Genomic DNA, 12,895 nt, shown 5'->3' with positions numbered 1-12,895 from the left:
CTCGATGCGCTCGACTGCGAGGAGCTGCAGGGCTTTCACTTCACCCGGCCGCTGCCCGTGGCGCAATTGCAGGAGTGGGTGCAGCAGCACGCCAGCCGCCCGGCGCTGGGCGATTCGCGCTTCGGCGAGCTGGTCAGCATTCCCTGAGCGATTCTCCGGGGCCTTCGGCAGGTGGACTCACTTCGTCGGCATGCGAAGTGTTCCCGACCTCACGCGGTGCACACTGTGGGCATGAACACCAACCAGATCGCCCACATCGCCGGCCTCGTGGGGGAGCCCGCGCGCACGGCCATGCTGGTGGCGCTGATGGACGGGCGCGCGCTCACCGCGCGCGAGCTGGCCGATGCCGGCCACATCACCGCCCAGACGGCCAGCCGGCACCTGGCCTTGCTGGTCGAGGCCGGCCTGCTGCGGCTGGAACGCCAGGGCCGCCACCGCTACCACCGCCTGGCCTCGGCCGACGTGGCGCGCGTGCTCGAAGGCCTGATGCAGCTGGCCGTGCAGCAGCCGGCCCCGGAGCCCAGGCGCGTGGTGGTGGGCCCGCGCGATGCCGCCCTGCGCACCGCGCGCACCTGCTACGACCACATTGCCGGCCGCCTGGGCGTGGCCATTACCGAGCACCTGCTGGACGAGGGCGCCCTGGCCTTCGACGGCGATGCGGGCGGCCATGTCACGGCGCGGGCGGCGCCGGTGCTGCAGCGCCTGGGCATCGATGCGGCGGCGGACCCCGGCGCAGGCGGCAAGCGGCCCCATTGCCGCCCCTGCCTGGATTGGAGTGAACGGCGCATGCATGTGGCCGGCCGCCTGGGTGCCGTGATCTGCAGCCACTGCCTGGACCAGGGCTGGCTGCTGCGCCGCAGCGATACCCGGGCGCTGGAGATCACCCCCGGCGGTGCCGTGGCGCTGCGCAACTGGCTAGGCCATGCGCGCTGGGGCCAAGTGGCCGATCAGTGAGCTGTGCTGGCGGGCAGCGCTCCAGCACAGGCATGGGCACTGGCCCAGGCCCACTGGAAGTTGTAGCCGCCCAGCCAGCCCGTGACGTCCACCACCTCGCCGATGAAGTACAGGCCCGGCTGGGTCTTGCATTCCATGGTCTGCTGCGAGAGCACGCGCGTGTCCACGCCGCCCAGCGTCACTTCGGCCTTCTTGTAGCCCTCGGTGCCGGTGGGGGTGAGTTCCCAGCGCGCCAGTTGTTCGGCCAGGCGCGCCAGCGCCTTGTCGGACGCTTCGGCGATGGGGCGCTGCCAGTCTGCCTCGCGCTGGGCCCAGGCGTCGGCCAAACGGCTCGGCACCAGGGTGGCCAACTCATTGGCGATGAGCTTGCGCGAGCGCAGCTTGGCCTGCGCCAGTGCAGCGGGCAGGTCCACCGTGGGCGCGAGGTCGATGGCCAGGGGCGTGCCCTCCTGCCAGTAGCTCGATATCTGCAGCACCGCCGGGCCCGACAGGCCGCGGTGCGTGAACAGCAGGTCTTCGTCGAACACCATGCGCGCCTTCTTGGCACCGGTGCTGATCTGCACCGGCAGCGCCAGGCCCGAGAGCTGCGCATAGGGCGCCCAGGCGTCCCCGTCGAAGGTCATCGGCACCAGGCCCGGGCGCTGCTCGATGAGCGGAACGTCGAACTGCCGCGCCAGCCGGTAGCCAAAGTCGGTGGCGCCGATCTTGGGGATCGACAGCCCGCCGGTGGCCACCACCAGGCTGCGTGCCTGCACGGGGCCGCGGTCGGTGTCCACCAGGTAGCTGCCCTGGCCATCGGTGCCGCCGGCGTCAAAGGCGATCTTCTTGGCGCCGCAGGGCTGCCAGTGCGTGACGCCGCCCTCGGCGCACTCGGCCAGCAGCATGGCGATGAGGTCCTCGGCCGAGCGGTCGGCAAACAGCTGTCCCTTGTGCTTTTCGTGGTGGGGGATGCCGTGCTTGTCCACCAGCGCGATGAAATCCTGCGGCGTGTAGCGCGACAGGGCCGAGCGGCAGAACTGCGGGTTCTGCCCCACGAAATGCTTGTGCGGCGCGGCTGGATCGAGGTCGCGGTTGGTGAAGTTGCAGCGCCCACCGCCCGAGATGCGGATCTTTTCGGCCACCTTCTCGGCATGGTCGATCAGCAGGACCTTGAGGCCGCGCTGGCCCGCCTGGCCCGCGCAGAACAGGCCGGCTGCGCCGGCGCCGATGATGATGGCGTCAAAGAAAGGGATGGTCATGGATGCCGCGGATTGTAGGGGGACTAACATGGGCCATCCATCCCGCGAGGACTGCTCCCATGACCATGATCCGCTACGCCGTCGGCACCCTGGCGCTGGGCTTTCTGGCCCCGGCCTGGGCCATCAACAAGTGCACGGATGCCGATGGCAAGGTGTCCTTCCAGGACGCGTCCTGCCCGGGCCAGGGCGAGAAGATCGAGGTGCGCCCCGCCCTGGAGGGTGCCACGCCGATCCCGCCCCCGCCCTCCACCGCCAGGGAGGGGGCGTTCGGCCCCACCTGGCAGCGCAAGAACTACCTGCAGAACCAGGGCGTTCCCCAGGCGCGCATGGCCCTGGAGCGCAACCAGAAGGAATGTGCAGCGCAACCCCTGGAGGCCGTGGCCACCGCAGGCCCGCTGCGCAGCACCCTGGCATCGGGCACCCAGTTCGCGCAGGAGCGGGCGGCCGCAGCCGGCCAGGGCAAAGCCGCGTGCGAGGCCCGCAGCGAGGACCTGCGCAAGCAACTGAAAGTGCTGGAAGAAGAGCTTGGCGCCCCGTAGGCCTGAGCGACAGCGGCGTGCTCCTGGAACAACATGTTCGGACCTCTGTCGCCAGCGGGCTTGCAAGCGTGGCCGTGCACAAAGAAGCCAGGGCGCGCAGCTGCGTCAAAACTCCGTGCTGACCGAGAACAGCGCGGTCCTTGGCGTGCTGCGCGTCAGGAAGCCGGTACGCACCGCGAGCCAATGGGAGGAGTCCGCCACGTTTTCCACGGTCAGGCGGAACACCGTGGGACGCCCGGCGAGGCGGGTGCTGTAGCGCAGGCCCAGGTCGTAGCTGTCAAAGCCCGGGATGCTCTGCGCGTTGTTGGCGCTGGCGATCTGGCGCGACACCCTGGTGAGGCGACCGGTCGCGGTCAGGCCCGGCAGGGCGGCGATGTCCCACTCGCCCTGCAGCACCAGCGTGTGGTCGGGGATGCCGATGGCCTTCTTGCCATCGTTGGCGCCGTTCAAGGTTTTCGACTGCACGGCATCGGACAGCGCCAGGCCGGCGTTCAGGCGCAGGTTCCTGGCCACTTCGCCGTAGAGTGACAGCTCCAGGCCGCGGTTGCGCTGCTCGCCATCGACCACGAGGAAGTTGGCCCCGTTGACGAAGGACACCGGCTGGCGGATCTGGAACAGGGACGCGCTGGCACCGAAGGAGCCGCCGTCGTACTTCACGCCGGCTTCGATCTGCTTGCCCTTGAACGGGGGGAACACCTTGCCTGCATTGGCGGTGCTGCCACCCGCCACGGGCCCTTGCGACAGGCCTTCGGCATAGTTGGCATACACCGAGAAGGTCGGCGCCAGCTTGTAGCTGGCGGCCAGCGACGGGGCGGTGGCCGTCTGCTCGTAGCGGCGCTGCTCCACGCCGCCGGCGAATTCACCGATGTCCAGCTTCTGGTAGCGCACGCCGGCGATCAGGTGCAGGCGCTCGTCCAGCAGGTGCATGGAGTCCACCACGGCCAGGCTGTCGGAGGCGGTGTCCTGGTAGCGCGCCAGGCGCCCGCCCGTGGGCAGCGCGGGCTGGGCGATGAAGACCGGGTTGTAGAGGTTGCTGGTGAACGCACTGCCCATGGTCTGGCTCAGACTGGAGCCGTCGCCCGTGAAGCGCGAATAGCCGACCACCACCCGGTGCTTGACCGGGCCGGTGGCAAAGCGCATGCGCCAGCCCAGTTCGCCCGAACGCAGGGCCGAGTTGGTCTGGAAGATGCTGGGCTGGGCGGTGAAGTTGCCGCTGGCCGTGGTGATGCGCGTGCTGCCGGCGTTGACGTTCGATTCCTCGTAGTCCACCCCGCCGAGCACGCCGAACACGGTGGAGTCGGGGGTGATGTCGTACTCCACCCGCGAGACCACCGAAGAGCTCCGGGTGTCGCTGCGGTCCCAGGGCTGGCTGATGGCCTGCGCCGTCGAGGGCGGGGCGGGCAGGGCAAAGCCTTCGTTGAAGCGGTGGAACTGCGGAAACCCGTCGAACTGGCGCTGGTTCTGTGCCACGTCCAGGCTGGCGCGCAGCTTCTCGCCCGCGAAATCCAGCGCGGCCGACAGGTGGTCGATGCCCACCTTTTCATTCGGCACGCCGGTGGAGCCACCGCCGCGCGTGGCGGCGTTGACGCGCACGCCCCACTGGTTGTCGGGGCCGAAGCGGCGCCCCGCGTCCAGGTGTGCGCCGGCCTGGCCGTGGGAGGAGGCGGACAGGGTCAGCCGGGTCAGCGGCACATCGGTGCCGCGCTTGGGCACGAGGTTGATGGTGCCGCCCGTGGTGGTGCTGTTCGGGCCGATGCCGTTGAGCAGCGCGCTCGGGCCCTTGAGCACTTCGATGCGCTCGAATTGCTCCACCGCGATGCGCCGCGTGTCCACCACCGCGAAGGTCTCGTTGAACGAGATGTCCTGGCTCAGCATGGGCAGGCCGCGCAGGAAGAACACGTCCACGGCGTTGCTCTCGGAGTTGGTGGTGCGCACGGCCGGGTCCGCAGCCAGCACGTCGATCAGGCGCCGCGCCTGCGCGTCGCGCGCGGCCTGCTCGGTGTAGCCGCTGATGGCGAAGGGCGCATCGAGCAGGGCGGTGTTGCCCAGGGCTCCCAGGCGTGCGCCCTTGGCGACCTGGCCGCCTGCAAAGGGCTGGTACAGCTGGTTGGGGTCGCGCGAGCCCTCGACCGTCACGGTCGCCAGGCTGCGCTCCGCCGCGGCGGGTGCCTGGGCCGCCGGTACCGGTACCGGTGCCGGCGGCGCTGCAGGGCGCACGGTCAAGGTGTCGCTGCCCAGGCGCACCAGCGCCAGGCCCGACCCGGCGAGCGCACGCTGCGCGGCTTCTTCCACCGCAAAGCTGCCGCGCACGGCAGGAGCGGTCTTGTCGCGCAGCAGCGCGGGGTCGGCGGTGAGGATCCTGCCGCCCTGGCGGGCGATGCGGGCCAGGGTGTCGTCCAGGGGGCCGGCGGGCAGGTCCCAGTTCTGCACGGCACCGGCCTGGGCCACCAGCGTGTCGCCGGGGGTGGGCAGGGTTTGCGCAAAGCTGGCGCCGCAGAAGGCAGCGGTCAAGGCCGCCACGAGCAGGCGGGGGCGAAAGGAGGGGCTGGGCATGGGAGGGTGTTCCTGTACTGAACGTTGGACAAGGGCTGCTGTCTGCTTGTCGAACGAACCCCGCAAAACCCCTCACCTGGCGAGCAATAAATTGGCGGCAGGCGGTTTGCTACTGCAGGTCGATCAAGGTCAGCATCGGCCCGTAGTGGGTGACGGTGATGGGCTGGGTGTCCACCAGGGCCTGCAGCGCCTGCCCGGTGTCGTTCAGGTGGAAAACGCCAAAGACCCGGAGCCGGGCAGCCGCCGGGCTGATGCGCACCAACCCCTTGCGCCAGGGGCGCAGGGCAGCGACCACATCGCCCAGCGGCTCGTCGCGCACATCCAGCACGCCTTCGGCCCAACTGGCCCGGTGGGCCATGCGCTGCTGCGCCATCTCGATGCGCTGGCCATCCATCCAGGCCGCCTGGCCTTCGCGCAGCGTGCGCTGCGCGCCATCGCCGGTCTGCAGGGCCACGCTGTGCTCCAGCACCACCACCAGGCTGCGATCCGCTTCCTGGCGCACCAGGTAGCGGGTGCCCAGGGCCTGCGCCGTGCCATGCCGGGTTTGCACGACGAAGGGGCGCGCCGGCAGGCCTGCAGCCGGATCGGCAAGGGCATCGCGGGCCACCTGCACCAGCAGCTCGCCTGCGCGCAGCCGCACCAGGCGGCGGCCGTGGTCAAAGTGCACATCGGCCGCGCTGCGGGCGTTCAGGTCCAGTCCGCTGCCATCGGGCAGCAGGGTGTGGCGTGTCTCGCCGGTACCGGTGTGCAGGTCGGCCAGCAGCCCGCCCAGCGGCTGGCTGCGGTGGGCGAGGGTCCCGGCGCCCACGCTGGCGAGCAGCATCAGGGCCGATCCGCCCACAATGCCCCTGCGCTGGCGCGAGGCCGGCGCTGCCGCTGCGGTCAGGCTGCGGCGCACGGCCGGCAACTGGCCCGGGTGGCGCTGGTCGATGTGGTGGATCTGCCCCACGGGCTCTGCAAGCACGCCCTGTACACGTTGCCATGCGGCCTGGTGGCGCGCATCGGTCGACAGCCAGCGCGCAAAATCTGCGTGCTCGCCTGCGCCGGCGCTGCCGGAGGTCAGCCGCACCTGCCAGTCCACGGCGGCGGCAAGGGCGTCCTGGTCCACTCCAGAAAGGGTGCTGCTCATGGCTGGCCGACGCCGGTATCCTGCCGGCAGCAGTGCAGGTAGGCCTGCTTCATGTAGCGCTCCACACTGGCCACCGAGATGCCCATCTCGCGGGCGATCTGCACATGCGTCAGCCCATCGAGCCGGTGCAGCAGAAAGGCCTGCTTGACCTTGGCAGGCAGGCCGTTCAGGCGCTGGTCGATGGCCTGCAGGGCCTCGTGTAGCACCGCCAGCTCCTCCGGCGACGGAGCCGTGGCCTGCGGCGACTCAGCCAGCGCCTGCAGATAGGCCTGCTCCAGCTCGCGCCGGCGCCAGTGGCTGAACAGCACCCGCTTGGCCAGCGTGGTCAGAAAGGCGCGCGGCTCGGCCACCTGCTCGATTTCGCGCGCGGCGAGCACGCGCACGAAGGTGTCCTGCGCCAGATCGGCGGCACCGTGCGGGCACCCCATCTTGCGCTGCAGCCAGGCCACCAGCCACGCATGGTGGCTGGTGTACCAGCGGCCGGCGGGGTGGGCGGAAGGTGGGTTCATCGCAGTGCAGCCATCAAGCAACGGGATGCCGCAGTCGGTCTGGACTGCCGCATCTTGCGGCGGTATGGCTCAGTTTCCCGCGGCCCGTTGAGAGCGCGCTGCCTAAAAGCCAGGACCACCGCGCAAGGGCCGCCCCGCCGCGCTGGCGGTGTCCCCCTTCCCGAATGGCGCAGCCATTCGAGAGAAGGGGTGAAGGCGCGCAGCGCCTCAGGGGGATGTACCGAATCAAAATGCAGCGCGCAGCGTCAGGCTGACGTTGCGTGGGTCGCTGTAGTTGCCATAGTCCAGGTTGGCCCAGTACTTCTTGTTCGTCACGTTGTTGACGGCCAGGGTGGCGCTGAGCTTGGGGTTGAACTGCCACGAGGCACGCAGGTTGAGCACGGCCGTGGGCGACTGCTTGACCGTCACGGTACCGGTGGGGTGCGGGATGTTGAAGCCTTCGACCGCGCTCTGCCAGGTCAGGTTGCCGCCCACCGACAGGGGAGCGAGCGCGCCCGACAGCTGGTAGTCCGTGCCCAGCTGCAGCAGGTAGTCGGGCAGGTTGGCGTAGATCAGGTCGGTGGGGGCGCGCGTGACCCTGGCGCGCGTCAGGCCTGCGCTCACGCGCCATTGCCTGGTGGCCATGCCCGAGAACTCCAGCTCGAAGCCGGTCGACTTGGTGCCATTGACCGCCACGTAGGGCAGCGTGCCATCGGGCAGCGGCGTGGTGATGGCGCCATCGCGCACGCCATAGTTGTCCTGCTTGGTCTGGAACACCGCGAAGTGCGCCTGGATGCGGCGGTCCAGCAACTCGGCCTTGAGGCCGGCTTCGGCATTGCTGCCGATGACCGGCGACAACGGGTTGTTGTTGCGGTCCTTGTAGTTCTGCGGGTTGAAGATGCGCGTGTAGCTGGCATAGGCCGACAGCGTGGGCGTGATGTCGTACACCGCGCCGATGTAAGGGGTGAGCTTGCGGTTCTCGTCCTGCACGGCGCTCTTGCCGGTGTAGGTGCCGGTGGTGCCGTAGCCATCGGTGTGGCGGTGCCAGTCGGTCAGGCGCAGGCCCGTCAGCAGCGACAGCGGCTCGGCCAGGCGCCAGCGCGCCGAGGCGAACAGGCCCGTCTGCTGTGTGATCTGCGTGCGCCAGGCACCGGTCTTGGAGACCACGGGCTCGGGCGCACTGCCGTCCCAGGTGTAGATGTTCGGGACCACGTAGCTCCAGTTGGCCACCGAGCTGTAGCCGTCGGTGCGCGTGGCGATGCGCGTGGAGCTCACGCCCACCATCAGGTCGTGCTTGCGGCCGCCGAGATCGAGCTTGCCCGACAGGTAGGCATCCACCGTGTCCTGCTTTTCGCTGCCGCCGCCCACGGCCGCATACAGCGTGGCGCCGGCGCCCGTGGTGGGGTTGATGAAGGGCGCCAGCGAGGTGGTCCTCCCGTAGCCGTAGGTGCGCAGGCTGAAGGTGTCGCCCTCGGTGTGGTTCAAGGCGGCCTTCACGCTCCAGTCGTCATTGAGCTGGTGTTCCAGCGTGGCGTACACCGTGCCCGAGGTGCGCTCCCAGCGCGTCCATGGCGGCGAGAAGCTGGTGGAGATCGGCAGGTCGATGGGCGAGCCATCGGTGGCGAAGCGCGGGATGGTGCCCCAGATCGGCGCCTTGGGGTCGTTGGACTGCCGCTGGTAGCCCAGGGCCACCACGGTGGAGCGGCCCAGGTCGGCCTCGATGGCGGCGAGCAGGGCAGTCTTGTCTTCGGAGTAGCGGTCGCGGAAGCTGTCCTTCTTCTGTGGCGCGACCACCAGGCGGCTGCGCACGCTGCCGTCGCTGTTCAGCGGGGCGTTGATGTCGAGCTCGCCGCGGTACAGGTTCCACGAGCCGGCGGTCAGCGCGACCGAGGCCGCGAACTGGCGCTGCGGGCGCTTGCGTATCATGTTGATCGTGGCCGAGGGCACGCCCACGCCGGTCAGGATGCCGTTGGCGCCGCGCACGACTTCCACGCGCTCGTACAGCGCGGTGTCGAACTCCTGGTTGGTGCTGCTGCTGTACGAGGGCAGGCCATCGATCTGGAAGTCGGTGATCTGAAAGCCGCGTGCGTAGTACAGCGGGCGCTGCGTGTCGTAGAAGCTCACGGCCACGCCGTTCACGTTGCGCAGCACCGAATCGATGCTGGTCAGCGACTGGCGCTCGATCTGCTCGCGCGTCACCGTGGTGGTGGACTGCGGCGTCTCGCGCGCCGTCAGCTGCAGCCGGGTGGAGGCGCTTTCGCGCGAGCCCGACACGGTGACGCTGTCCAGCGCCTTGGGGGCGGTGATCTGGTCGGTGGAGGCCGCAGGGGCGGCGTCCTGGGCCTGGGCCGCGCCGGCCAGGACCGTGGCGATGGTGGCCAGAGCCAGTGGGTGCAGACGGCAGACGGGCTGCCTACGGGAAACAGACATGGAGCACTCCTTGGAGCCTGTTCAATGTCTTCTTGCAGCCGCGTTGGAGTGCAATCGCCCGATTTCACTCCAACCCTTCGGGCAAGAGCCTTTTCGGGCGGTCTGCGGCGTTGCGGCGCTTGCCGATAGCACGGGCTATCGGCTGCGCACCGCGCCTTGCATCCCATCCCGAAAAGGGACTTGTGCGGCTTCAAAAAGGCATTGAACAGGCTCCGGTTGTTGAAAGCAGGTAACTGGCTGGCAGCGCTGCAACAACGAGGGGCGCACGGCGTGGCTGGTTTATGGCTCCAATTGTAACTTTTAAATGACAATCATTCTTGATTGTGGTGGCCAAAAACCGTGTTTCACGGGGCAGGCGCGTTGCGTTTGCGCCTCATTTGTAAGCGCAGGGGCCTTCTGCGGCAGCTCGCTCAGCCCTTCCAGGTGAACGGAAACTTGAACTGCTTGACGAAGCCGTTAGGCACGTAGTCGCCGAGCACGCCGTACTTCTCGGGCCACAGCCTGGTGCTCTTCACGGCGGTGCCGAACAGGTAGTCGAGGAAGGCGAAGTGCGCCGCATAGTTCTTGTCCAGCGCCTCCTGGTCCTGGCTGTGGTGCCAGTGGTGGAAGTTGGGCGTGACCAGCACGTAGCGCAGCGGCCCCAGGCGCACGCTCACGTTGGCATGGTTGAACACGGCCTGGAAGCCCACGACGACGATGTAGGCGTCGATCACTTCCTTGGAAAAGCCCAGCACGTAGATCGGTGCCAGCACCAGCGTGCGCGTGATCAACAGCTCCAGGATGTGCTGGCGCGAGCCGGCCATCCAGTCCATGCTTTTCACGCTGTGGTGCACGGCGTGCAGGCGCCACAGCACGGGCACCTCGTGGTAGGCGCGGTGCGTCCAGTACTGCACCAGGTCGGCCACCAGCACGATGAGGAACAGCGCCACCCAGAAGTTCAGGCCCTGCACCCAGCCGCGGATGCCGTCGCTCGCGGCCCAGCCGAAGAACTTGTGCACGATGAGGTTGGTCGCCAGCAGCACGAAGCCCACCACCATGTGGTTCACGATGAAGTGGTGGAAGTCGGTCTGCCATTCTTCGCGGAAGATCGGCTGGTCCTTGCGCAGCGCGAACAGCTTCTCGATGAAGATGAAGATCAGCGAGCTGCCCAGCAGGTCGAGGATGAACCAATCGAGGCCGATGTAGGGCGTGTTGTCGGGGAAGTTCGGATCCACCTCCACCTTGTGGCCGCCCAGAAAGGCGGCCAGCGCCACGATGGCGAAGGCGAAGGTGGCCAGCCAGCGCGAGCGGTTGAACAGGATGTTGACCAGCGAGATGCCGCCCGCCACGGCCATGGCCGCGAGCATGATGTAGCGGATCACGTTCACGTCGTAGCTCTTGCGCAGTTGCGGCGTGGTCAGGTACTCGGGGAAGTGGAAGGCCAGCACGCCCAGAAAGCACAGGATGGCCAGCGTGAGCGCGATCACCCCCGATACCAGCCCGCGGCCGGTGCGCAGCGCACCATGGCTTTCGGTGAATTCATTGAGCTTGTCGATTTCGAGCATGTTCTTACCCCTCTGCGCCTGGCCGTGGCGTGGTGCCCAGGCTGGTGTTGGCTTTATGTGACGCGAGTGTAGCGGGGCCTTGTGCATCCTTGTGTAACCGCCATCGCACGTAAAATCGGGGCCCATGAACATCCCCTCGCACCAGCTGAGCATGACCGTGCTCATGTCCCCGGACATGGCCAATTTTTCCGGCAACGTCCACGGCGGCGCCATCCTCAAGCTGCTCGACCAGGTGGCCTACTCCTGCGCCAGCCGCTATTCGGCCTGCTATGTGGTCACGCTCAGCGTGGACCAGGTGATGTTCCTGCAGCCCATCCACGTGGGCGAGCTCGTGACCTTCCTGGCCAGCGTCAACTACACCGGCTCCTCGTCGATGGAGATCGGCATCAAGGTGGTGGCCGAGGACATCCGCTCGCAGGTGGTGCGGCATGTGAACAGCTGCTTTTTCACCATGGTGGCGGTGGACGAGGCGCGCAAGCCCGTGCCGGTGCCTGCGTTGTCGCCCTCCACCACCGAAGAGCGCCGCCGCTGGGATGCCGCCGTGATGCGCAAGACGCTGCGCAAGGAACTGGCGGCTCGCTTCGAGCAGGCCCGCTCGGCACCCGTGCCGGCCCCTCTGGCCGCGTGAACATGTTTTAACAGGCCCCGGCGCGGGTGGGCGTAGGCTGCTTGCTTTGCAAAGGCCGCCCCACCATGACCGATGCCACCGCCATCGTGCGCGCCAGCTACGAGGCCTATGTCCGCAAGGACCGCGAGGCCCTTGAGGCACTGATCGACGAGGATTTCCATTTCTCGAGCCCGCTCGACAACCGCATCGACCGGGCGACCTATTTCGCGCGCTGCTGGCCCAACAGCGAGGGCATCAGCGGTTTCCAGTTCATCCACCTGGTGCAGCAGGGCCATGTCGTGTTCGTCACCTACGAGGGCACGCGCCAGGGCGGCGGGCGCTTTCGCAACACCGAGGTCGTCACGGTGCGCGGCGAGCGCATCGTGGAGGTGGAGGTCTACTTCGGCTGGTCGATTCCCCATCCCGCGCCAGCGGGCGGCTTCACCAACGTCTGATCGTTCAGCGGTTGCGCCCGGCCAGCGACACGGCCTGCAGCGACAGCCCGTCGATCTCGTTGGTGATGCCCGAGAGCACGTTGGCCACCACCGCGAACTCGCGGCCATGCTGGCCGGCGCGCGCAGCCATCACCTGGGCATTGAAGCTCACCACCTTGGCCTCGCGCGCCACGGTCTGTATCGAGGCGACGATGCCCGCCAGCTCCTTCATCAGCGTCTCGGACTTGGCCTTGCCCAGCTGGTCGAAGGCCGTGGTGGCCGTGTTCAGCGCATCGAGTGCGCCATCGGTGATCTCGACCAGGCGCGCCAGGGCTTCTTCCACACGGGGGCTCTGCCGCTCGGCCAGCTCCAGCGTGCGCTCCACCTGCTGCATGAAGGCATCGATGGTGGGGCCCACGCCGACAGGGCCCTGGTAGGTGGTGCGGATGCGCTCGCCCATCGCCGCATCGAGGTGGCGCGGCGTGTCCACCAGCCTGGCGTGGCTTTCGCTGAACAGCGCGAGCGAGCTGCGTGCCGCCTTCAGATGCAGGTCGCTGCCGCGCGTGGCCAGCACGGTCTGCAGCACCATGCGCTGCGACAGCATGCGCTGGCGTGCCGCCAGGTTGACCAGCGACATCTCGCCATCGCGCGGCGCGGGGGTGGTGGGGGCGGGCAGGTTGGCGTGGTTGCTGCGGGCGGAGAGGGGGTAGGCTGCCATGGTGTGATCCTGTGTGGTTGCCATCGGTTTGTTGGGATACAACTAGCAATACCTGGGCCAGTGCATGCCTGTTGGCCTGCCCCTGGAGCGTGCACACCACCGGCGGCGCGCAGGCAAAAAAACAGGTCCGGCGATGGGATCGCAGGGCCTGCTGGGCGGGAAAAAAGGGGCTGGCGAAACGGGCGGGCGATAGGGGCCCGCGCGATCAGGCGAAGCGCAGTTGGCTCGCCGGCTGTGGCACGGCTGCTGCGGCAATGCCCT

General features: G+C 68.4%; 11 protein-coding genes. 4 read left to right on the top strand and 7 right to left on the bottom strand.

Annotated elements, in window-relative coordinates; translation table 11 throughout:
- The first annotated feature begins 231 nt into the window (after nt 1-231).
- Nucleotides 232-954 carry a helix-turn-helix transcriptional regulator gene (locus U5N23_RS26350; RefSeq protein ID WP_322595675.1) on the top strand — a complete coding sequence of 241 codons (723 nt, stop codon included), beginning with the start codon at nt 232-234 and terminating at the stop codon, nt 952-954.
- Here U5N23_RS26350 and U5N23_RS26345 read toward each other — a convergent pair.
- Nucleotides 948-2,192: an NAD(P)/FAD-dependent oxidoreductase gene (locus tag U5N23_RS26345; protein WP_322595674.1), complete on the bottom strand. Its 1,245-nt coding sequence runs from the start codon at nt 2,190-2,192 to the stop codon at nt 948-950. The genes U5N23_RS26350 and U5N23_RS26345 overlap by 7 nt on opposite strands.
- A gap of 59 nt (nt 2,193-2,251) precedes the next feature.
- On the opposite strand from U5N23_RS26345, the gene U5N23_RS26340 reads away from it, so the two are divergent.
- Nucleotides 2,252-2,731, top strand: a complete 480-nt coding sequence (locus tag U5N23_RS26340; RefSeq protein ID WP_322595673.1) for a DUF4124 domain-containing protein — start codon at nt 2,252-2,254, stop codon at nt 2,729-2,731.
- A 105-nt stretch (nt 2,732-2,836) separates the two neighbouring features.
- Here the strand turns inward: U5N23_RS26340 and U5N23_RS26335 are convergent, their stop codons facing one another.
- The 5 genes from U5N23_RS26335 to U5N23_RS26315 all read right to left on the bottom strand — a co-directional run bounded on the left by U5N23_RS26335 (nt 2,837) and on the right by U5N23_RS26315 (nt 10,875).
- Nucleotides 2,837-5,284: a TonB-dependent receptor gene (locus U5N23_RS26335; RefSeq protein WP_322595672.1), complete on the bottom strand. Its 2,448-nt coding sequence runs from the start codon at nt 5,282-5,284 to the stop codon at nt 2,837-2,839.
- 109 nt (nt 5,285-5,393) lie between these two features.
- Nucleotides 5,394-6,413: a FecR domain-containing protein gene (locus tag U5N23_RS26330; RefSeq protein ID WP_322595671.1), complete on the bottom strand. Its 1,020-nt coding sequence runs from the start codon at nt 6,411-6,413 to the stop codon at nt 5,394-5,396.
- Nucleotides 6,410-6,922: a sigma-70 family RNA polymerase sigma factor gene (locus U5N23_RS26325; protein WP_322595670.1), complete on the bottom strand. Its 513-nt coding sequence runs from the start codon at nt 6,920-6,922 to the stop codon at nt 6,410-6,412. Before U5N23_RS26325 ends, U5N23_RS26330 begins: the two co-directional genes overlap by 4 nt.
- A 225-nt stretch (nt 6,923-7,147) precedes the next feature.
- Nucleotides 7,148-9,331 carry a TonB-dependent siderophore receptor gene (locus U5N23_RS26320; RefSeq protein ID WP_322595669.1) on the bottom strand — a complete coding sequence of 728 codons (2,184 nt, stop codon included), beginning with the start codon at nt 9,329-9,331 and terminating at the stop codon, nt 7,148-7,150.
- A gap of 410 nt (nt 9,332-9,741) precedes the next feature.
- Complete coding sequence (locus tag U5N23_RS26315) at nt 9,742-10,875, bottom strand: sterol desaturase family protein (RefSeq protein WP_322595668.1); 1,134 nt, start codon at nt 10,873-10,875, stop codon at nt 9,742-9,744.
- 124 nt (nt 10,876-10,999) lie between these two features.
- Here U5N23_RS26315 and U5N23_RS26310 point away from each other — a divergent pair, with 124 nt between their 5' ends.
- Complete coding sequence (locus tag U5N23_RS26310; RefSeq protein ID WP_322595667.1) at nt 11,000-11,503, top strand: acyl-CoA thioesterase; 504 nt, start codon at nt 11,000-11,002, stop codon at nt 11,501-11,503.
- A 65-nt stretch (nt 11,504-11,568) separates the two neighbouring features.
- On the top strand, nt 11,569-11,937 hold the full coding sequence (locus U5N23_RS26305) for a nuclear transport factor 2 family protein (protein ID WP_322595666.1): 369 nt from the start codon (nt 11,569-11,571) through the stop codon (nt 11,935-11,937).
- Nucleotides 11,938-11,941: 4 nt separating this feature from the next.
- Here the strand turns inward: U5N23_RS26305 and U5N23_RS26300 are convergent, their stop codons facing one another.
- Nucleotides 11,942-12,634 (bottom strand): type IV pili methyl-accepting chemotaxis transducer N-terminal domain-containing protein, encoded by a 693-nt coding sequence (locus U5N23_RS26300; RefSeq protein ID WP_322595665.1) that lies wholly within the window; start codon nt 12,632-12,634, stop codon nt 11,942-11,944.
- Between the last annotated feature and the right edge of the window lie 261 nt (nt 12,635-12,895).

It is taken from the genome of Acidovorax sp. (genome assembly GCF_034519795.1).
Taxonomy (GTDB): Bacteria; Pseudomonadota; Gammaproteobacteria; order Burkholderiales; family Burkholderiaceae_C; genus Acidovorax.
The sequence above is the reverse complement of the archived record's forward strand: the minus strand, read 5'-3'. Positions and strand labels throughout refer to the sequence as shown.